Here is an 18,779-nt window from a genome sequence, read left to right as displayed (position 1 = left end):
CATTTCTCCTTCTGTCTCGGTCTCAGGCCAGGCTGACCAGTTCGAGACGAACCGCGCACTTCTTGAAGTCCGTCTGCTTGGAGATCGGGTCCGTGGCATCCAGCACCACGTTGTTGATCAGCCGGTTGGCATCGAAGAAGGGCACGTAGACCAGGCCCCGCGGTGGCGTGACCCGGCCGCGGGTCTCGACCCGCAGGCGCACCTCGCCACGACGACTGATCACCTTCACCTCGCTGCCGCGCCGCATGCCCTCCTCGCGGGCATCCTCCGGGTGCATGTAGAGCAGCGCCGCCGGCACCGCCCGATGCAGCTCCGGCACGCGGCGGGTCATGGAGCCGGTATGCCAGTGTTCGAGCACCCGCCCGGTGGAGAGCCAGTAGGGGTACTCCTCGTCCGGCGACTCGGGCGGCGGCTCGTCGGGCACGGCAAAGATCAGCGCGCGGTCGTCGGGCTTGGCGTAGAATTGCACGCCCCGGCCCTCTTCCACGTAGGGGTCGTAGCCTTCGCGATAGCGCCACAGGGTCTCCTGGCCATCCACCACCGGCCAGCGCTTGCCGCGGTTCTGGTGGTAGTTGTCGAAGGCGTCGAGATCCTTGCCCTTGCCGCGGCCGAAGCGGGCGTACTCCTCGAACAGCCCCTTCTGGATGTAGAAGCCGAACGCCTCGGCCTCCTGGTTGGCGTAGCCCTCCTCCATGTCCGAGAGCGGGTAGCTGTCGACCTGGCCGTTGGCGTAGAGCAGCTCGAACAGCGTCTTGTCGCGGTACTCGGGGGCCTTGTCGAGCAGCTCGCTCGGCCATACGTCGGCAACGTCGATTCGCTTGGAGAACTCCACCAGTTGCCACAGATCGGAGCGCGCCTCCCCAGGGGCATCGATCAGCTGATGGAAGAACTGGGTACGCCGCTCGGAGTTGCCGAAGGCGCCCTCCTTCTCGACCCAGGAGGCAGCCGGCAGGATCAGGTCGGCGGCCTGGGCCGAGGCCGTGGGGTAGATGTCAGAGACGATGACGAAGGCCTCCTCGTTGCGCCAGCCCGGCAGGATCTCCTGCTGGGTGTTGGGCCCGGCCTGCATGTTGTTGTTGACCTGGGTCCAGTAGACCTTGATTGCGCCGTCCTTGAGCTTGCGGCTCTGCTCCACGGCATGAAAGCCCACGCGTTCAGGAATGGTGCCCTCGGGCAGCTTCCAGATCTGCTCCGCATCGCGGCGATGCTCGGGGTTGGTGACCACCCGGTCCGCCGGCAGGCGATGGGCGAAGGTGCCCACTTCACGGGCGGTGCCGCAGGCAGAGGGCTGGCCGGTCAGCGAGAAGGGGCTGTTGCCGGGCTCGGAGATCTTGCCGGTGAGCAGGTGCAGGTTGTAGATGAGGTTGTTCACCCACACGCCGCGGGTGTGCTGGTTGACCCCCATGGTCCAGAACGACATGACCTTGATGTCGGGGTCGGCGTAAAGCTCGGCCAGCCGCTCCAGGCGGCTCTCGGAGACCCCGGATTCCCGTGCCGCCCGTTCCAGGGTGAAGTCGGCGACGTGGTCGGCGAATTCGTCGAAGCTCATCTCCGTCCAGCGGTTGGGGTTATCGGCATTGGCCGCCGCCTGCTGCAGCGGATGCTCGTCGCGCAGGCCGTAACCGATGTCGTCCACCGCACGCACGAAGTTGGTGTGGCTCTCGACGAAGTCACGGTCGACACGATCGGTCTGGATGATGTGGTTGGCGATGTAGTTGAGGATCACCACGTCGGCATTCGGCTTCATCACCATGGGGATGTCGGCCAGGTCGAAGCTGCGGTGCTGGAAGGTGGAGAGCACCGCCACTTGGGTCTCGGGATAGGAGAGCCGCCGGTCGGTGACCCGGGTCCACAGGATCGGGTGCATCTCCGCCATGTTGGAGCCCCACAGCACGAAGGCGTTGGCGTGCTCGATGTCGTCGTAGACACCCATGGGCTCGTCGGAGCCGAAGGCGCGCATGAAGGCGAACACCGCCGAGGCCATGCAGTGCCGCGCGTTGGGGTCGATGTTGTTGGAACGCAGCCCGGCCTTGAACAGCTTGCTGGCGGCATAGCCTTCCCAGATGGTCCACTGGCCGGAGCCGAACATCGCCACGCTCTCGGGGCCGTGCTCGCGGATGGCGCTCTTGAACTTGTCGGCCATCAGGTCGAGGGCTTCGTCCCAGGAGACCGGCTCGAAGTCGCCGCGCTTGTCATAAACGCCGTTGCGCTTGCGCAGCAGCGGCTGCTGCAGGCGGTCTTGCCCGTAGAGAATCTTGGACAGGAAGTAGCCCTTGACGCAGTTGAGTCCGCGATTGACCTCCGAATGCATGTCGCCGTGAGTAGCCACGATACGGTTGCCCTGGGTGGCCACCATGACGCTGCAGCCCACCCCACAGAAGCGGCAGGGCGCCTTGTTCCAGTTCAGTCGCGTCAAGTCGGCGTTGGTGATGAGGTTGGTGGCGCCGGCCGGAATGGCCATACCGGCGGTGGCCGCCGCCACGGCCACTGCGTTGGCCTTGGCGAATTCACGACGCGTCATCTTCATGTCGGCATTCCTTCTGCAGCGGCTTGGGATGGGACGGGGTCGGCGGGTTCATCGGCAGACACGGGATCGAGCACTTGGTGATACACCAGCGCCGCTCCCAGCACGCCCGGCCGTATCTGGATCGCATCGATCAGCTCGAGAATCCGCGCCTCGCGCAAGCTCTCCACTACCACCACCAGCTTGCCGGCGGGGTCCTCGGCGCTGACCTCGCTCTCGGGCTGGGCAGCCAGCCATTGCGCCACTTCCCGGCCGTACTCGGGGCGGACATGCACCAGCAGACTGGCGATGTGGAGGGTTTCATTCGGCATGGGCCATCTCCTCGCTTGTCATTGTGATGGCGTGGTTGGGGCACAGGGCCTGGCAGGCACCGCAGCCGATACAGGCCTCGTGGTTCAGGCGCGGCTTGGGCGGGCGCCCCAACTGGGGGGAAAAGACGATAGCCTGCCACTCGCAGGCGTCCTGGCAGCTCTGGCAGTGAATGTCGGCCAGCGCCAGGCAGTGGCCCTCGATCCGGGCGCGCCAGGGGAAGGCGGGGCGTTGGGTGTCGAACACGCCTGCCTCGCAGACCTCGACGCAGGCGCGACACAGCGAGCAGCCCGCTTGGTCGAAGCGGATCTCGGGGTAGCCGCCGCCGCCATGGAACAGCACACCCTCGGGGCAGGCCTCGATACAGGCCGCACAGCGCACGCAGCGTTCGGTGAAGTCAGGATCGGTCCAGGGTGGCCGCTGGATCGGGCCATGACCGCCGAGGGAGCGAAAGAACTGGCGACGTGTATTGTGATTGTTCGCCTTGTACATGCGACCCTCAGCTCGGCGGCCCGGGCGGGCCCGTGAAGGTCTGGTAGATCCATACCGAGAAGCCGAAGCTGCCGACAACGGCTATCGCCAGGATTGGAAACAGCAGAATGGCGATGAAGAGGAACAGCTTGAACTCTTTCTTCTTCCGCTCCTCGGGCGCCATGATATCCGGGTCTTCCATGCCTCTCCCCTCGTCACTCACTAGTTATTATTGAGCCTCCTGATGTCAGGGTAGCTAATATTCCAGCATCCCAAGTATTTGTTACAAAAAGATACGGAACGGGCCCGCCTATGTGGCAGACCCGTTCCGTCAGCGGCAGATCAATGGCCGAGCGGCATTACGCCAGACCCTTCACATCTAGGTCTTCACGTCTGGGTCTTCACGCATGAGTCTTCACGCCTGAGCGGCAGCCTTGATCACGGCATCCAGCGCCGCCAGGTAGCCCTGGCTGCCGAGACCGGCGATCACACCGTCGGCGCGCAGCGAGACATAGGAGTGATGGCGGAAGCTCTCGCGCTTGTGCACGTTGGAGAGATGCACCTCGATCACCTTGCCGTCGAAGGCGTTGAGGGCGTCGAGGATGGCCACCGATGTGTGGGTATAGGCGGCGGGGTTGATGATGATCGCCGCGGTGCCGTCCTCGCGGGCGGCGTGGATGGCGTCGATCAGCCCCCCTTCGTGGTTGCTCTGCAGCGCCTTGATGTCCCAGCCGTTGATGGCGGCCTTTTCGTAGAGCGCGTTGTTGATGTCGTCGAGGGTTTCATACCCATAGACTTCCGGCTGACGGCTGCCGAGCAGGTTGAGGTTGGGGCCGTGCAGTATCAGGACCTTGTTCATGGGCTCTTCTTCTCTGCTGTGTACGAAGGAAAATACCTGGGTCTCACCTGCCGAGGGTCAAGGCGTCGGCGGCTCCAGCAGCCGCTGCCAGGCCTCGATGACGGTTTGGCGGTGCGCCTCGAAGTCGGCCTCGCGCCCGCGGGCGGCCTCGCGGGTCAGCGACGCCCGGTGGGCGGTGCTGCGCAGGGCCAGGTAGGCGTCGCGCAGGCGCTGGCACTCCTCGGCTGGCAGGCGTCCGCTGCTCTCCAGGGTCTCGAGGATGCGCATGTTGTCGCTCCAGCGCAGCAGCTCCGGGGTCTCGTGGCCCATGGCGAGCACCGCAAACTGGCACAGGAACTCGATGTCGACCATGCCACCGGGGTCGTGCTTGAGATCGAACTGACCCGCCTCGCTCTTGCCGCCCAGGTGCTCGCGCATCTTGTGGCGCATCTTGACCACCTCCTCGCGCAGCGCCTCACGGTCGCGCTCGCGGCCGAGAATCTCGCTGCGCACGGCATCGAAGCCTGCGGCCAGGCGTGAGTGCCCCGCCACTACCCGCGCCCGTACCAGCGCCTGGTGCTCCCAGGTCCAGGCCTCGCGGCGCTGGTACTCGGCAAAGGCGTCGAGGGTGGTGGTCAAAAGCCCGGCGTTGCCCGAGGGGCGCAGGCGCATGTCGACCTCGTAGAGGGTGCCGGCGGGGGTCACCGCGGTGAGCAGGTGGATGATGCGCTGGCCCAGGCGGGTGAAGAACACCGAGGCGTCGATGGGTCGGGTACCGTCGGTCTCGCCGCGGGAGTCGCCGTCGTGAATGAACACCAGGTCGAGGTCGGAGCCGTAGCCCAGTTCGATACCGCCAAGCTTGCCGTAGCCGACGATCAGGAACTCGGGCTCGGCGCCGGCGCGGGAGCCGTCGCGGCGCAGCGGGTAGCCGTGCTTGCGCACCAGATGGCGCCAGGCCATGGCCAGCACCGTTTCCAGCAGCACCTCGGCGATGTAGGTGAGATAGTCGCTGACCTTCATCAGATGGCGGGTGCCGGCGATGTCGGAGGCGGCGACACGCAGCACGTGGGCGTGCTTGAACACGCGCAGCGCCTCGAGCTGGGCCTCTTCGTCGTCCTCGGGAATGCGCCCCAGGGCCTGGCGCAGCTCATCGGCCAGGCGCTCCTTGTCGGCGGGGGTGTAGAGGGTGGCCGGGGTCAGCAGCTCGTCCAGCAGGATCGGGTAGCGAGCCATCTGCTCGGCGATCCACGGGCTGGCGCCGCACAGCCCCATCAGGTGGCTCAGCGCCTCGGGATTCTCGCGCAGCAGCGCCAGGTAGGCGGTACGCCGCAGCACCGATTCGATCAGCGGCAGCACTCGCTCCAGGGCGGTGTCGGGCGCATCGCTTGCCGCCACTGCATCGAGCAGCAGCGGCATCAGGGATTCGAGGCGGTCGTAGCCGATGCGCTGCATGGCCTGCACCTGGCGCGACTGACGCAGCCCGACGAGACGACGCAGAGCCGTCTCGGCCTCCTCGAAGCCCGCTTCGGCGAGCATCGACTCGGCCTCCTGGGGCTCGAGCTCTCCGCACCACAGCGCCCGCCAGTCGTCCAGCGACAGGCCGCCTTCGTCTGTCGCCTCGCCGTTCTCCTCGACCTCTTCCTCGGGGTCGGCGATCACCGCATCGAAATGGCCTCGCACCCGGCCGCGCACCTCCTCCAGGCGCGCCAGCAGCGCCGGCCAGTCTTCCATGTCCAGCGCCAGGGCGACGCGCTCACGGTCGAGATCGTCGTCCGGCAGGCTCTGGGTCTGACGGTCTTCCAGCGCCTGCAGCGCATGTTCCAGATCGCGCAGGAAGACGTAGTCGGGCTCGAGCTCGTCGACCACGCCTTGCGGCAGCAGCCCCAGCGCCGGCAGACGCGAGAGCGCCGTGCGCAGCGAGGTGACCTGCAGCTCGGTGTCGCGCCCACCGCGGATCAGCTGGAAGGCCTGCACCACGAACTCCACTTCGCGAATGCCGCCGGGGCCGAGCTTGATGTTGGCCTGCATGCCGCGCCGCTTCACCTCGCGATTGATCAGACCCTTCATCTCGCGCAGCGACTCGATGGCGCCGAAGTCGAGGTACTTGCGATAGACGAAGGGGCGCAGGTTGCCGAGCAGCTCGCCGCCGGCCTCCAGGTCGCCGGCCACCGGTCGCGCCTTGAGCATGGCATAGCGCTCCCACTCCCGCCCCTGGTCCTGATAGTAGGCGGCCAGCGAGCTGAAGTTGCCGACGAGCGGACCGCCTTCGCCCAGCGGACGCAGGCGCATGTCGACGCGAAAGACGAAGCCGTCGGCGGTGACCGCATCCAGCGCGGCGATCAGCTTCTGACCCAGCTTGGTGAAGTACTCCTGATGCGCGAGGGAGGTGCGCCCGCCCTCGGTGTCGCCCTGCTCGGGGTAGGCGAAGATGAGATCGATATCGGAAGAGAGGTTGAGCTCGCCGGCGCCGAACTTGCCCATACCCAGCACCACCAGCCGCTGCTCGCTGCCGTCGCTGCGCGCCGCCGGGCGCCCCCAGCGCGGCTCGAAGTGACGTTCGAGCCAGCCCAGGGCGCCTTCCAGCGACACCTCGGCCAGCTGAGACACCGCGGCGGCGGTGGCCCACATGTCGGTGCCGGCCGGGCGTACCAGGTCACGCCACACGATGCCCAGCATGCGCGCCCGGCGGAAGCGCCGCAGCACGGCATGCAGGCCGGCCTCGTCCTCGGCGCTCTCCAGCCGTTCGCCGAGCCAGGCCGTGAGCGTTTCGGCCGTTGGCGAATCGTCCAGCTCGCCGCCGGCATCCAGGTGCAGCAGCCATTCGGGGTAGCGCACCAGGGTGTCGAGGGCGAAGTCGGAAATGACGATGACGTGGGCCAGCTGGCGGCGGCGCTCCGCCCCCAACGCCAGCCAGTTCTCCGAGGGCGGCTCCTGGCCGGTCATCTCGGCCACGTTGTCGGCACGCGCCAGGCTCTCGCTCAGGCGCTGCCACGCCTTTTCCAGGGCGGGCCTGAGCGCGGTCGGAATATCATCGACGGGCAGGAAGTCAGCGGGAAGAGCCATGGGCAACTCGCCTTGTCGCAGCGGAATTGCCCCCAGCATATCGAAGGCGCCGACGCGGCGGCACCCCCAACGACGGCCTTCAGCCGAAGAACTTCTGCCAGCCGAGCAGGCCCCAGGTCAGAGCGGCGGCAATCAGCGCGATCATTACCGCCGCCGAGCCGATGTCCTTGGCCCGGCCGGACAGCTCATGATGCTCGGTGCCGATGCGGTCGACCACGCTCTCGATGGCGCTGTTGATCAGCTCCACGATGAGCACCAGTAGGCAGCTGCCCACCAGCAGGATCCACTCCACTGGTCCCGCGCCGATCCACCAGGCCAGCGGCAGCAGTAACACACAGAGGGCCAGCTCCTGGCGGAAGGCCGTCTCGTGGCGAAAGGCGAACCCGAGCCCCTTGATCGAGTAGCCCGTGGCATCGATGAGGTGGCGCCATCCGGTTCGTGCTGGTTTCATCGTCTCGCATCCTGAATTGCGGGTTGGGTCGGCCTCAGTGCGCCTCGATCATGCGCGCCAGGTCTTCGGAGAGCGGGTCCAGTACCTGAGCCCAGTTGAGCCAGGGCGTGGACGAAGTGCCGTTGACCATCACCGTGAACACGCCCCAGCGCCCCGAGCGGGTGCGGAAATAGCCGCTCACGGCGCGCACGGCGTAGGGCTGGTTGAGGGTGCCGGTCTTGAGCATGATGTGGTCCTGGAATAGCGGCGAGCCACGGCGAATGAAGCGCGACACGCCGTTGGCCGGCGACTGGAAGCTGGCGACGAAGCTGGGGAACAGCGAAGAACGGTGGAACATGCTTTCCAGCAGCACGTTGCTGCCGTGGGCCGAGGTGCGATTCTCCGTGGTCAGGCCGCTACCGCTGAGCATGATCACCGGACCGTGATCGGGCAGTCCGTCCACGTACTGCTGAATCGCCTCGCCGGCCTGGAGCAGGTCCGCTCTAGGAGTAGCCACCAGGTTGAGCGCCAGCACGTCGGCCATGAAGTTGTTGGAGTAGTTCATCACATGCAGCAGCAGCTCCTGCAACGCCCTGCTCTCCACCTGCGCCAGCGTCCGCGCAGAGGCGGCAGGCTGCTCGATGCTGGTCACGTAGCCCCCGCCCACGCCGATACCGGCCTGCTCGAGCATGGCCATCAGCGTGCGGGCGGTCTGCCGGGCGGGGTCGCCGCTGGCGCGGTAGACGTCCCGGGGCGAGGCGTTGAGCGAAATCTGGCCGCGCAGCAGCATCACGTCGCCCTCTTCGCGGGTCACGCGCTCGGCGCTGAACTCGGTGCCGCTGTCGGGCGGGCGCGTCTCGATCCGGTTGTCGACTTCCAGGATCAGCCCCTGACTGTCGCAGCTGGTGATGTGGGCGGGCTCGCCCGCCGCCGCTCCCGGCGCGACGTTGACGCACCAGTTGCCGTGGTTGACCCCGGCCGAGGAGAGCAGCGCGCTGTAGCTGTTGGCGGTGCGCGATTGCCCCTCGCAGCGGTCGGTGGTGATGCACTCCACCGGGCCGAAGCGCCACTGGCTGACCACCAGGCGCCCTTCGATCTCGCGCACGCCGGCCTGATGCAGCCGTTGAGTCAGCCGCCACAGGTCCTCGCTGGAGAGCCCCGGGTCGCCGCCGCCGTCAAGTATCAGGTCGCCGCGCAGCACGCCGTCGGCATTGAGTTCAGCGGTGCTGACCAGCCGGGTGGCAAAGCGGTGCTGCGGCCCCCAGCGGTCGAGCGCGGCGGCCGCCAGGTAGGCCTTGGACACCGAGGCCGGCGACAGCTGGCGCTGCGGCTCGATGGCGCCGAGCAGCACGCCGTCACGCCCACCGTCACCCAGCAACCGCGCTTCGGCGCTGATACGAAAGCCGCTCTCGGTCATCTTGCCGAGCTCGGCAAAGCCCGAGCCGAGCGCCGCCACCGGCAACATCGAACCGCACAACAGAAGCAGGCAGCCAAGCCTGGCAACAGTTCTCGACATCATCGAACCATCCATCTAAAGCCCATGTGACATTTCTCAGTGGGCGGACATACGGGAAAACAGCTGAATCACCACCACACCGGCAACGATCAGACCGATACCGAGCACCGCCGGCAGATCGGGACGCTGCCCATACACCACGATACCGACCAGGGCCACCAGCACGATACCCAGACCGGCCCAGATCGCATAGGCGATGCCCACCGGAATGGTGCGCAGCACCAGCGACAGCATGTAGAAGGCAATCGCGTAGCCGACCACCACCACCAGGCTGGGGCCGAGCCGTGTGAAGCCGTGGGTCGCCTTGAGCGCACTGGTCGCCACGACCTCGGCGACGATGGCCAGGGCCAGATAGACGAATGCCATCAGCGTCTCTCCGTATCGCCGGGTACCAGCTCGGGGGCATGGGGCAGCTCGGCAACCAGACGCCAGAGTGACTGACCGCTGGCGTGGTATTTTCGTTCAAAAGGAGTGAGGTACCGGGAGCCGGGGTCGAACGACTCCACCGCAGCGGCCGTGCCGGTCGCCTGCGCCAGCGCCAGGGCGAACTCCTCGACGTAGAGCCGCCAGTTGGAGCGCAGCTCCAGCCGGCCACCGAGCGCCAGGATCGTCGGCAGCACAGGGTGCCCATGCCAGCGCTGCTTGAGATGCACCGACTTGGGGTAGGGGTTGGGGTAGAGCAGATAGTGCCGCGTCGGCTGCCAGCCGGCGGCCAGTGCCAGGCGCCAGAAGTCGACCAGGTCGGCACGTACCAGCAGCGCATTGTCGCCCACCTCGCCGTGCTCGCGGGAAAGCCGCTCGGCGCTGCGATCCACGCCGATCACCAGATGGTCGTCGAACTGCCGGGCCAGCTCGCGGGTGGAAACCCCCACGCCACAGCCGGCGTCGAGTATCAGCGGACGCTGTTCATCCCCGGCTTCACGCTCGTACCACGCACGGGCCTGCTCGAACGCCTCCCGCGTGTGCTCGGCCACGGGCTTGCGCAGCGGATGGCGCAGGGCGCGGTCGACGCGCTTCTCGACATCCCGATGGGGGCCGCTCTGGTTGGTCGCGATGGGGCGGGAGGTGGCATGCATTAGGCAGATCGATCGGTAGCGGACGAACGGCCATTCTAGCAGCCATGTCGGCGCGCGCGAGGGGGGCGAGAGAGGGTGGTAGAGAAGGACGAGATAAGGCGAAAAAAAGGCGCTTCGACAAGGAAGCGCCCACATACCCACTCGTATGACTCAAACAGCGGAATCAGGATAGCGTGTTTCCCGTCACATTTCAAACGTTTGTTTTATCTTTGCTGGCCGTAACTTGCACGCTACGCCCATGACGACATCCCGAAGCGGGTGCTATGATCGCCAGTCCTATATTTACATTACCGACTCGCACGAACAGCACAACGAGGAAAGCGGCTTGTCTCACTTACCGGTGATCGTCGGCATGGGTGGCGTCAACGCCGCCGGTCGTACCTCTGGCCATCAAGCGTTTCGTCGCACCGTGATCGATGCCCTTCCCGAAGTTGAGCAGCAGGCGTTGCTGCTCGGCCTGGCCGCCATGATGGGGCTGGGCACCTGCCGGGAAGGCACCTGGTACGATACCGCCGGAAACCCTATCGAGGCCGCTCGCCTGGCCGAGAACTGCCGCGCGCAGGTGCTCGACCATACGCTGATCCGACGTATCGAGAATCCCCTCTTCAATGACGACGGGCTACCGGCCAATCGCCGCGCCAGCCTGGGCCTGGGCTCGGAGCTGACCTTCAGTATCCGCCGCCGTCAGTTGCCCGAGCGGCTGCCGCCGACCTGGCAGGTGCGCGAGCTGGACCGCCACACTCTGGAAGTCACGGTGCCAGCCGGCGAACTCGACGTGCTGCTGCCGGAAACCCGGCCGGCTCTGGTGCGTGCCGCCGGTCAGCTGCCCAGCGGCTTCGATCCCAGCCGCTACTACCGCAGCGTGCACCATCCGCGCGGTCTTTCGATGTCGATCTTTGCCGCCAGCGACTGCCTGGCGAGCAGCGGTCTGGCGTGGGATGAGCTGCGCGACCGTCTCGACCCCGACGACATCGCCGTGTATGCCGGCAACTCCATCGGCCAGCTCGACGATGAAGGCTGGGGCGGGCTGCTCAAGAGCTTCGTGTCGGGCAACCGGGCCACCTCCAAGCAGATGCCGCTGGGCTACGGGCAGATGCCGGCTGACTTCCTCAACGCCTACGTGCTCGGCAGCGTGGGCGGCACCGGGGCGGCCCTGGGCGCCTGCGCCAGCTTCCTCTACAACCTGCGCCTGGGCGTGGAGGACATTCGCAACGGCCATCGTCGTGCCGTGATGGTGGGCACCTCCGACGCCCCAGTGACGCCCGAGATCATCGAGGGCTTCCGCGCCATGGGCGCGCTGGCCGACGACGAAAGCCTCAAGGCGCTGGACGCCCTGGAGCTGCTCACCGATGCCGACTATCAGCGCGCCTGCCGCCCCTTCGCCCGCAACTGCGGCTTCACCATCGCCGAAGCCAGCCAGTTCATTCTGCTGCTCGACGATGCCCTGGCGCTGGAGCTGGGCGCCGAGATCCTCGGCAGCGTGCCGGGCGTGTACGTCAATGCCGACGGCTGGAAGCGCTCCATCTCCGCACCCGGCATCGGCAACTACATCACTCTGGGCAAGGCGGCCGCGCTGGTCCGCGACATGCTGGGCGACACTGCCCTGCGCGAGCGCACCTTTCTGCATGCCCACGGCACCAGCACACCCAAGAACCGCGTGACCGAGTCCCACGTCTTCGATCTGGTCGCCCAGGCGAACGGTATCGAAAACTGGCCGGTGGTGGCGGTGAAGGCCTTCGTCGGCCACTCCCAGGGCAGCGCCGCCGGCGACCAGTTGGCCAGCGCACTCGGCAGCTTCGCCCACGGCCTGCTGCCGGGCATTCCCACTCTCGATGCGGTGGCCGACGACGTCTACGCCGAGCGGCTGCACTTCTCCCGCGAGCCGCAGCGGTTCACGGCCGATGCCGCCTTCATCAACGCCAAGGGGTTCGGCGGCAACAACGCCACCGGCGTCGTTCTCTCCCCTATGGTGACCGAGCGGCTGCTGGCGCAGCGCCATGGCGAGGCCGCCGTCGCGGCCTGGCGCCAACGGCGCGAAGCGGTGCGCGAGGCCAGCCAGGCCTATCTGGCCGCAGCCGATCGCGGCGAGTACGAGGTGCGCTATCGCTTCGGCGAGGGTGTGCTGGAAGGGCCCGAGCTCGAGGTCAACGATACCCATATCGTCATCCCCGGCTACGCACGCCCGGTATCGCTTGCAGTGGACAACCCCTTCGGCAAGCTGGAAGAGTGATTCGAGGCGGCCCGCCGACGTTGTCGGCTCGGCCGCTGGCGGTTACCCTGAGCCCCCCTTAGCTGTGCAAGTGAGCGGAGCGCCATGAAAATCGCGGTCTATCCCGGCACCTTCGACCCCATCACCCACGGCCACTACGACCTGATCGAGCGCGCCTCGCTGCTGTTCGACAAGGTGGTGGTCGCCATCTCGGCCAGCCCCGGCAAGAACCCGGCGCTCGACCTCGATGCGCGTATCGCCCTGGCCCGCGAGGTTTCGGCCAACCTCGACAACGTCGAAGTGATCGGCTTCTCGGGCCTGCTCACCGACATGATGGCCGAGCAGCAGGCACACATAATCCTGCGCGGCCTGCGTGCGGTCTCCGATTTCGAGTACGAGCTGCAGCTGGCCAACATGTACCGGGCCCAGGCGCCGGAGCTGGAGAGCGTGTTCCTTACTCCAGCGGTGGAGAACTCCTACATCTCCTCCACCATCGTGCGCGAGATCGCCAAGCTTGGCGGTGACGTCTCGCGATTGGTGCATCCCAAGGTCGCCGAAGCGCTGCGCAAGCATTACAATACCTGACCGTAATACTCGGCTTTTCCCGAGCCACCTTACCTGGGCGCGCGGCCGAAACGGCCCGCCCGATCGCGAGGTAGCCCCAATGGCTCTGATGATCACCGACGAGTGCATCAACTGCGACGTCTGCGAACCCGAATGCCCCAACGATGCCATTTCGGCGGGGGAAGAGATCTACGTCATCGACCCCAACCTGTGCACCGAGTGCGTCGGTCACTATAACGAGCCGCAGTGCCAGCAGGTCTGTCCGGTGGACTGCATTCCCCTCGACCCGGAGCGGCGCGAGAGCCGCGACGAGCTGATGGCCAAGTACCGCCTGATCACCGCGGCTTGACTCGCCGCGGCTCGCTCAGCGCTCCGCCGGCGCAGGTCGCGGGTTGATCGAGGTACAGCCCAGGCAGCGGCGGAAGGTCGCCTCGGCCGGGGTTTTCACCAGGGTTTCGGCCGCCTGGTCGACGTTGCCCCCCATCGCCGAGAACGGCAGCGAAACGACGAACAGCGCCGTACCGCCGAGGGTCGCCACCAGCAGCAAGGGTCGTGCAATCAGCGCGTCGGCGATCATCGCCCCGCCGCTGGGCCGCGCCTCCATACGCTGCTGCTGGGCTTGCACCTGCAGGCTGCCAAGCAGCAGAGCCAATGCCACCGCCAGCGCCGTCACGATTCTCGTCATGCGTATCATCTTTCCCCCTTTGCGCCGTGCCACTTGCCTGTACGTCCTCGCTGCCGCGAACGGACTAATCCTCACGTCTCGCCGCTACAGGCGACGCCCGCTCCCAGTGTAGCCAACCGCGGTTGCGTTCTGCCGCCTCTGTCGCCATGCTGCTCGGTTCGTTTCTCTTGAAAACGTACGATGACGACCCTGCATAGCGAAACACCCGCGGCGGCAAGACGGCGCATCTGGACGCTGGCGTGGCCAATCATACTATCCAACATCACCGTGCCGCTGCTGGGCCTGGTGGATACCGCCGTGGTCGGCCACCTGCCGGACTCGCGCTATCTGGCCGGCGTCACGCTGGGGGCCACCCTGTTCAGCTTCCTGTTCTGGGGCTTCGGCTTCCTGCGCATGGGCACCACCGGGCTGACCTCCCAGGCAGTGGGCCGCGAAAGCGACAGTGAAGTGCGCAACCTGCTGGGGCAGGCACTGCTGCTGGCCATGGGGATCGGAACACTGCTGATCCTGTTCTCTCAGCCGCTGATATCACTGGGGCTGTGGCTGCTCGACGGCAGCGAGATAGCTACCGAAATCGCCGCCGAATATGCCCAGATCCGTATCCTCTCGGCCCCGGCGGTGCTGGCTAATTACGCCATACTAGGCTGGTTCCTGGGCCAGCAGAACTCGCGGGTGACGTTGGCGATCCTGATGCTGACCAACAGCGTCAACATCGCCCTGGACCTGCTGTTCGTGGTGGGGCTGGGCATGACCAGCGACGGCGTGGCCTGGGCCACGGTGATCGCTGACTACACTGCATTCGTTTTCGGCATCTGGCTGGTGCTTCGCCAGCTGAAGCGGCTGGAAGGTCGTTTCATGCGCGAGCGTCTGCTGCGGCTTGTCGCCTATGGCGAGCTGTTCCAGGTCAATGCCAATCTCTTCTTGCGCACCCTGGGCCTGCTGTTCGTCATGGCCTTCTTCACCTCCCGCGGCGCAGTGCAGGGCGACACCGTGCTGGCCGCCAACGCCGTGCTGCTGCAGTTCATCATTCTCACCAGCTATGCGCTGGATGGCTTCGCCCACGCCGCCGAGGCCACCATCGGGCGCAGCGTCGGCCGCCGGCGCTGGGACGAGTTCGGTCATGCCGTACGCGCCGCGGCCTGGTTCTCGCTGGTAACGGCAGGTGCCGCGGCACTCGCCTTCGCCCTTGGCGGCCAGTATCTCATCACTCTGCTGACCGGCCTGCCCGAAGTGCGGGAAACGGCTGGCATCTACCTGCCCTGGATGGTGGCCATGCCGCTGATCGCGGTATGGAGCTATCTGTTCGACGGCGTCTTCATCGGCGCTACGGCGATTCGCGAGATGCGCAACAGTATCTTTATCGCTCTAGCGAGCTATCTGCCGGTATGGTGGGTAGCCAGCACGATCGCACCGCTCGAATACGTCAACCACGCTCTGTGGCTGGCGTTCCTCACCTTCTCCGTGGTGCGATCGGCAGTGCTGGTCGGCTACTATTGGCACCATCGACGTACCCGGTGGTGCCACCAGCCCAATGAGCCAGCGCCACCGGCAACGGCCAACCGCTCCCGTTGAGCCGAGCGCCATTTAATTAGGGCAAGCTGATGAGTTTGCGCTATTTTTCTCAGACGCACACCCGACAACCAGAAGAAGCGACGCTGCCATGCTCAGATTCCTCTCGAGACCCGCCGTCAGGCTGGTCGACCGCTATCTGCCGGACCCTTTCATCTTCGTGCTGCTGCTGACGGTGGTGGCCGCGGCCGCCGCCATCGGCGTGGAACGCCAGACGCCGCTTGCCGTGATGCGGATGTGGGGCGACGGTTTCTGGAACCTGCTGACCTTCTCCATGCAGATGCTGCTGATCCTGGTGACCGGCTTCATGCTGGCCAGCTCGCCGCCGGTCAAGAAGCTGCTGCAGCGTCTCGCCGCGCTGGCCAACGGGCCGGGCGGCGCCATTCTGCTGGTGACCTATGTGTCGCTGGTGGCCAGCTGGATCAACTGGGGTTTCGGCCTGGTGGTAGGTGCGCTGTTCGCCAAGGAGCTGGCGCGCCTGATACGGGTCGACTATCGCCTGCTGGTGGCCAGCGCCTACTCCGGCTTCGTGGTGTGGCACGGCGGCCTGGCCGGCTCCATTCCGCTGACCATCGCCACCGAGGGCCACTTCACCGCCGAGCAGATCGGCGTGATCGGCACCGGCTCGACCATCTTCGCCTTCTTCAACCTGGCCATCGTGGTGTGCCTGTTCGTCGCCATTCCCCTGGTCAACCGGGCCATGCTCCCCGATGAAAAAGAGAGCGTCTACGTCGACCCCAAACTGCTCGACGATGCCCCGGCCGCCCGGGTGCGCATCACCCGCCCTGCCGAACGTCTCGAGAACAGCGTCACCCTGGCCTGGCTGGTCGGCATACCCGGGGTGATCTTCCTGCTCGACCATTTCGTGTTCCGCGGCGGCGGCTTGAACCTGAACATCGTCAACTTCCTGTTCCTGTCGCTGGCCATCGTGCTGCACCGCACGCCACGCAGCCTGCTGGAGAGCCTCAACGAGGCGATCAAGGGCGGGGCCGGCATCGTCATTCAGTTCCCCTTCTATGCCGGCATCATGGCGATCATGGTGCAGTCGGGACTGGCGGAGTCCATGTCTCAGGGGTTGATCTCGTTCGCCACCGAAACTTCGCTGCCGTTCTGGTCCTTCATCAGTGCCGGTATCGTCAACCTGTTCGTGCCCTCCGGCGGCGGCCAGTGGGCCGTGCAGGCACCGGTCATGCTGCCGGCTGCCGAAGCGCTCGGCGTCGATGTCGCGCGCGTCTCCATGGCCGTGGCCTGGGGCGATGCCTGGACCAACCTGCTGCAACCGTTCTGGGCCCTGCCGGTACTTGCCATCGCCGGGCTGAAAGCCAAGGACATCATGGGCTATTGTCTGATTCAGCTGGTGATCACCGGGGTGATCATCTCGGTGGGCCTGACCTGGTTCTAGTCCAGGTTCGGCGCCAATCGCAGCAGCGCCCCGGCTCGCCGGCGGCGCTGCTGTTCTCATGTAACATGGCAATCGCGAAAAGATGACCGAGAGAGGTATGCACATGGCAGGCGCCGACAGTCTTCCCCTGGAACTTCCCGGCCAGCACGAGTTGAGCATGACCGTGCTGATGACGCCCGACATGGCCAACTTCAGCGGCAAGGTGCACGGCGGCGCCATCCTCAAGAAGCTCGACGAGGTGGCCTACGCCTGCGCCAGCCGCTACTCCGGCCACTATGTGGTGACGCTCTCGGTCGACCAGGTGCTGTTCAAGCAGCCGATCCACGTTGGTGAACTGGTCACCTTCCTGGCCTGCGTCAATCACGTGGGCCGCTCATCGATGGAGATCGGCATCAAGGTGGTGGCCGAGAACATTCGTGACAAGGTGATCCGCCACACCAACAGCTGCTACCTGACCATGGTGGCAGTAGACGCCGACGGCAAACCGGCGCCGGTACCACCGCTGAAGCTGGCAACGCCGTTGCAGAAGCTACGCTTCGAGAAAGCCGCCCTGCGCAAGAAATTGCGCAAGCAGGCCGAGGAGGCCGAGCGCCGCGCACAGGCGGAGCACGGCCAGGTATGACCGACCGCGCCCGTATCAGCCGCAGCCGATGTCGGTGATGGTATCGCCGTCGTCGATATGGACGTTGATGCGGTCGCCGCGGTACTCCATGGTATAAGCGTGGCCCGGGCGGATCACCCGCAGCGTGGCGGCACCGCTCTCGCGCTGGATCGACTCGCCCAGCGCTTCGTCATAGCGCCGGCCGACGCGATCCTGCACGTGACGGGCGCCACAGGCATCCTCTCCCTCACTGACCTCGGGCGGCTTGGGCGCAGGGTCATGGGCTTGAGATGGATTCGAATTGGACATAGGCGCACATCCTGCCAACAACAACGCACTGAAAGAAGCCAGGCAAAAACGCAATGGGCTAACCATGCGAAGATCTCACTAAAGGGGAGGGGAAGGGTCTATTGATTCAGGCAGCACGGGGAGACTGCCAGGTCGCCCGCATGCTGCCAAGCCGGACCGCTAGGGTTTACTGGGCGGCGTCTTGCACGTGCTGTCCGCCACGCTCGACGTCCTGGCCCGCGCCTTCCATGGTGTTGCACCCCGCCAGGGCACCGGCTGTCATCAGCAGGGCAAAGCCCAAGGCAATCGCTCTCTTCATGGTCGTATCTCCTTGAAATAACTTTCGGGAATTCCATTCCTTGCCGTGAAGCAATGGCCTTTGTCAGCGTAACAGCCGGTTGCCATTTTGAAAAACGCTAATATGAATTCGACTGCCGCTGAATCGCCTCGCCGCCGGCCTCGATGTCCTCGCCCATGCCGCGCATGGTGTTGCACCCGCTGAGCAGTGACAGCCCGAGCAGCAATGCCAGCATAGTCGCCACCGTCCGTTTCATCGTCGTTCTCCTGTTCGTCTGGCCTGACCCCTTCACTTTAGTCGCTAACGCAGCGAAGCGCCCACCGAGGCTGGCAGACGCTCCCCCGCGCTTGTGCCATGATGGGCTATCGCCATCGTGAGGGAGAGTCGATATGTCGTCAGTGGAGCTGGATGAACGCCTGGTCAGGGACAGCTACCCGGTCGCCGAGCTGCCGCTATGTCAGCTCAGACTGATGGACGATACCCGCTTTCCCTGGCTGATTCTGATCCCGCGGCGCGAGGGGGTGAGCGAGGTATTCGACCTGGACGAGGAGGACCAGCGCCAGCTGTGGCATGAGGCCAGCGAGATGGGCCGCATGCTCAAGGCGATGACCGGGGCCGACAAGATCAACGTGGCCAACCTGGGCAACGTGGTCGCCCAACTGCACGTGCACGTGGTGGCCCGCCGGCAGGCCGACGCGGCCTGGCCGGGGCCGGTGTGGGGGCAGGGCGAGGCACAGCCCTACGACCTGGACGAACTGGCCAGCATGCGCGATCACCTGCTGGCCCAGTTGGATGGGCTGAAAGCGCGCCTGTAAGACGGCTCAGCCGCCGAAAGGATGCCCTCCGGCCGGCGGCTGCGCCGGCGCACTACGGGCCGGGGGCTCGCCCAGCATGGGGGCAGAAGTCGGCTGGGTGATTCCGGTCACCGAGAGCGAG

21 protein-coding genes are annotated in these 18,779 nt (G+C 66.0%); 7 read left to right on the top strand and 14 right to left on the bottom strand.

All coding sequences use genetic code 11. The features are described from left to right. Positions 1-22: 22 nt before the first annotated feature. The 10 genes from napA to B8115_RS09085 form a co-directional block, all read right to left on the bottom strand. On the bottom strand, positions 23-2,527 hold the full coding sequence (gene napA / locus B8115_RS09130) for a nitrate reductase catalytic subunit NapA (protein WP_010627481.1): 2,505 nt from the start codon (positions 2,525-2,527) through the stop codon (positions 23-25). Beyond that, positions 2,524-2,835: a chaperone NapD gene (locus B8115_RS09125; protein WP_010627480.1), complete on the bottom strand. Its 312-nt coding sequence runs from the start codon at positions 2,833-2,835 to the stop codon at positions 2,524-2,526. The genes napA and B8115_RS09125 overlap by 4 nt, the downstream gene beginning before the upstream one ends. Continuing rightward, positions 2,825-3,325 (bottom strand): ferredoxin-type protein NapF, encoded by a 501-nt coding sequence (gene napF, locus B8115_RS09120; protein WP_010627479.1) that lies wholly within the window; start codon positions 3,323-3,325, stop codon positions 2,825-2,827. The genes B8115_RS09125 and napF overlap by 11 nt, the downstream gene beginning before the upstream one ends. Positions 3,326-3,332: 7 nt before the next feature. After that, on the bottom strand, positions 3,333-3,506 hold the full coding sequence (locus B8115_RS09115) for a periplasmic nitrate reductase, NapE protein (RefSeq protein WP_010627478.1): 174 nt from the start codon (positions 3,504-3,506) through the stop codon (positions 3,333-3,335). A 213-nt stretch (positions 3,507-3,719) separates the two neighbouring features. Next, on the bottom strand, positions 3,720-4,163 hold the full coding sequence (gene aroQ, locus B8115_RS09110; RefSeq protein ID WP_010627477.1) for a type II 3-dehydroquinate dehydratase: 444 nt from the start codon (positions 4,161-4,163) through the stop codon (positions 3,720-3,722). 57 nt (positions 4,164-4,220) lie between these two features. After that, positions 4,221-7,205, bottom strand: coding sequence for a bifunctional [glutamate--ammonia ligase]-adenylyl-L-tyrosine phosphorylase/[glutamate--ammonia-ligase] adenylyltransferase (gene glnE, locus B8115_RS09105; protein ID WP_010627476.1), 2,985 nt, complete (start codon positions 7,203-7,205; stop codon positions 4,221-4,223). Between the two features lie 79 nt (positions 7,206-7,284). Continuing rightward, positions 7,285-7,656: a diacylglycerol kinase gene (locus B8115_RS09100; protein ID WP_010627475.1), complete on the bottom strand. Its 372-nt coding sequence runs from the start codon at positions 7,654-7,656 to the stop codon at positions 7,285-7,287. 34 nt (positions 7,657-7,690) lie between these two features. Then, complete coding sequence (gene dacB / locus B8115_RS09095; RefSeq protein WP_026038006.1) at positions 7,691-9,154, bottom strand: D-alanyl-D-alanine carboxypeptidase/D-alanyl-D-alanine-endopeptidase; 1,464 nt, start codon at positions 9,152-9,154, stop codon at positions 7,691-7,693. Positions 9,155-9,187: 33 nt separating this feature from the next. Continuing rightward, positions 9,188-9,520 (bottom strand): multidrug efflux SMR transporter, encoded by a 333-nt coding sequence (locus B8115_RS09090; protein ID WP_193365778.1) that lies wholly within the window; start codon positions 9,518-9,520, stop codon positions 9,188-9,190. Beyond that, the gene (locus tag B8115_RS09085) at positions 9,517-10,227 is read right to left on the bottom strand and encodes a tRNA (guanosine(46)-N(7))-methyltransferase TrmB (protein WP_010627472.1); all 711 of its coding nucleotides are present in this window, start codon (positions 10,225-10,227) and stop codon (positions 9,517-9,519) included. Before B8115_RS09085 ends, B8115_RS09090 begins: the two co-directional genes overlap by 4 nt. Before the next feature lie 352 nt (positions 10,228-10,579). On the opposite strand from B8115_RS09085, the gene B8115_RS09080 reads away from it, so the two are divergent. From B8115_RS09080 to B8115_RS09070, 3 genes are all read left to right on the top strand, one after another. After that, complete coding sequence (locus B8115_RS09080) at positions 10,580-12,457, top strand: beta-ketoacyl synthase (protein ID WP_035590623.1); 1,878 nt, start codon at positions 10,580-10,582, stop codon at positions 12,455-12,457. 84 nt (positions 12,458-12,541) lie between these two features. Continuing rightward, positions 12,542-13,021 (top strand): pantetheine-phosphate adenylyltransferase, encoded by a 480-nt coding sequence (gene coaD, locus B8115_RS09075; RefSeq protein ID WP_010627470.1) that lies wholly within the window; start codon positions 12,542-12,544, stop codon positions 13,019-13,021. 79 nt (positions 13,022-13,100) lie between these two features. Next, positions 13,101-13,349, top strand: coding sequence for a YfhL family 4Fe-4S dicluster ferredoxin (locus tag B8115_RS09070; protein WP_010627469.1), 249 nt, complete (start codon positions 13,101-13,103; stop codon positions 13,347-13,349). Positions 13,350-13,364: 15 nt separating this feature from the next. Here the strand turns inward: B8115_RS09070 and B8115_RS09065 are convergent, their stop codons facing one another. Beyond that, positions 13,365-13,685 (bottom strand): hypothetical protein, encoded by a 321-nt coding sequence (locus B8115_RS09065; protein WP_010627468.1) that lies wholly within the window; start codon positions 13,683-13,685, stop codon positions 13,365-13,367. Between the two features lie 180 nt (positions 13,686-13,865). On the opposite strand from B8115_RS09065, the gene B8115_RS09060 reads away from it, so the two are divergent. From B8115_RS09060 to B8115_RS09050, 3 genes are all read left to right on the top strand, one after another. Next, positions 13,866-15,257, top strand: a complete 1,392-nt coding sequence (locus B8115_RS09060; RefSeq protein ID WP_010627467.1) for an MATE family efflux transporter — start codon at positions 13,866-13,868, stop codon at positions 15,255-15,257. 88 nt (positions 15,258-15,345) lie between these two features. Then, complete coding sequence (locus B8115_RS09055) at positions 15,346-16,656, top strand: short-chain fatty acid transporter (RefSeq protein ID WP_010627466.1); 1,311 nt, start codon at positions 15,346-15,348, stop codon at positions 16,654-16,656. Positions 16,657-16,759: 103 nt separating this feature from the next. Further along, positions 16,760-17,278 carry an acyl-CoA thioesterase gene (locus B8115_RS09050; RefSeq protein ID WP_010627465.1) on the top strand — a complete coding sequence of 173 codons (519 nt, stop codon included), beginning with the start codon at positions 16,760-16,762 and terminating at the stop codon, positions 17,276-17,278. Between the two features lie 15 nt (positions 17,279-17,293). Here the strand turns inward: B8115_RS09050 and B8115_RS09045 are convergent, their stop codons facing one another. From B8115_RS09045 to B8115_RS09035, 3 genes are all read right to left on the bottom strand, one after another. After that, positions 17,294-17,566, bottom strand: coding sequence for an I78 family peptidase inhibitor (locus B8115_RS09045; protein ID WP_010627464.1), 273 nt, complete (start codon positions 17,564-17,566; stop codon positions 17,294-17,296). 166 nt (positions 17,567-17,732) lie between these two features. Beyond that, positions 17,733-17,864 (bottom strand): entericidin A/B family lipoprotein, encoded by a 132-nt coding sequence (locus B8115_RS09040; RefSeq protein WP_010627463.1) that lies wholly within the window; start codon positions 17,862-17,864, stop codon positions 17,733-17,735. Positions 17,865-17,961: 97 nt separating this feature from the next. Further along, positions 17,962-18,099 (bottom strand): entericidin A/B family lipoprotein, encoded by a 138-nt coding sequence (locus tag B8115_RS09035; protein ID WP_010627462.1) that lies wholly within the window; start codon positions 18,097-18,099, stop codon positions 17,962-17,964. Between the two features lie 133 nt (positions 18,100-18,232). Here B8115_RS09035 and B8115_RS09030 point away from each other — a divergent pair, with 133 nt between their 5' ends. Beyond that, positions 18,233-18,658, top strand: coding sequence for an HIT domain-containing protein (locus B8115_RS09030; protein WP_010627461.1), 426 nt, complete (start codon positions 18,233-18,235; stop codon positions 18,656-18,658). The last annotated feature ends 121 nt before the right edge of the window (positions 18,659-18,779 follow it).

It is taken from the genome of Halomonas sp. KM-1, from assembly GCF_000246875.1.
In the GTDB taxonomy this organism is placed as follows: Bacteria; Pseudomonadota; Gammaproteobacteria; order Pseudomonadales; family Halomonadaceae; genus Halomonas; species Halomonas aerodenitrificans.
This window is presented reverse-complemented; position numbering and strand designations above follow the sequence as displayed.

Bases quoted from the DNA above. Each gene is read 5' to 3' on its own strand.
- napA (WP_010627481.1), bottom strand. From the start codon at position 2,527: ATGAAGATGACGCGTCGTGAATTCGCCAAGGCCAACGCAGTGGCCGTG.
- B8115_RS09125 (WP_010627480.1), bottom strand. From the start codon at position 2,835: ATGCCGAATGAAACCCTCCACATCGCCAGTCTGCTGGTGCATGTCCGC.
- napF (WP_010627479.1), bottom strand. From the start codon at position 3,325: ATGTACAAGGCGAACAATCACAATACACGTCGCCAGTTCTTTCGCTCC.
- B8115_RS09115 (WP_010627478.1), bottom strand. From the start codon at position 3,506: ATGGAAGACCCGGATATCATGGCGCCCGAGGAGCGGAAGAAGAAAGAG.
- aroQ (WP_010627477.1), bottom strand. From the start codon at position 4,163: ATGAACAAGGTCCTGATACTGCACGGCCCCAACCTCAACCTGCTCGGC.
- glnE (WP_010627476.1), bottom strand. From the start codon at position 7,205: ATGGCTCTTCCCGCTGACTTCCTGCCCGTCGATGATATTCCGACCGCG.
- B8115_RS09100 (WP_010627475.1), bottom strand. From the start codon at position 7,656: ATGAAACCAGCACGAACCGGATGGCGCCACCTCATCGATGCCACGGGC.
- dacB (WP_026038006.1), bottom strand. From the start codon at position 9,154: ATGATGTCGAGAACTGTTGCCAGGCTTGGCTGCCTGCTTCTGTTGTGC.
- B8115_RS09085 (WP_010627472.1), bottom strand. From the start codon at position 10,227: ATGCATGCCACCTCCCGCCCCATCGCGACCAACCAGAGCGGCCCCCAT.
- B8115_RS09080 (WP_035590623.1), top strand. From the start codon at position 10,580: ATGGGTGGCGTCAACGCCGCCGGTCGTACCTCTGGCCATCAAGCGTTT.
- coaD (WP_010627470.1), top strand. From the start codon at position 12,542: ATGAAAATCGCGGTCTATCCCGGCACCTTCGACCCCATCACCCACGGC.
- B8115_RS09070 (WP_010627469.1), top strand. From the start codon at position 13,101: ATGGCTCTGATGATCACCGACGAGTGCATCAACTGCGACGTCTGCGAA.
- B8115_RS09065 (WP_010627468.1), bottom strand. From the start codon at position 13,685: ATGACGAGAATCGTGACGGCGCTGGCGGTGGCATTGGCTCTGCTGCTT.
- B8115_RS09060 (WP_010627467.1), top strand. From the start codon at position 13,866: ATGACGACCCTGCATAGCGAAACACCCGCGGCGGCAAGACGGCGCATC.
- B8115_RS09055 (WP_010627466.1), top strand. From the start codon at position 15,346: ATGCTCAGATTCCTCTCGAGACCCGCCGTCAGGCTGGTCGACCGCTAT.
- B8115_RS09050 (WP_010627465.1), top strand. From the start codon at position 16,760: ATGGCAGGCGCCGACAGTCTTCCCCTGGAACTTCCCGGCCAGCACGAG.
- B8115_RS09045 (WP_010627464.1), bottom strand. From the start codon at position 17,566: ATGTCCAATTCGAATCCATCTCAAGCCCATGACCCTGCGCCCAAGCCG.
- B8115_RS09040 (WP_010627463.1), bottom strand. From the start codon at position 17,864: ATGAAGAGAGCGATTGCCTTGGGCTTTGCCCTGCTGATGACAGCCGGT.
- B8115_RS09035 (WP_010627462.1), bottom strand. From the start codon at position 18,099: ATGAAACGGACGGTGGCGACTATGCTGGCATTGCTGCTCGGGCTGTCA.
- B8115_RS09030 (WP_010627461.1), top strand. From the start codon at position 18,233: ATGTCGTCAGTGGAGCTGGATGAACGCCTGGTCAGGGACAGCTACCCG.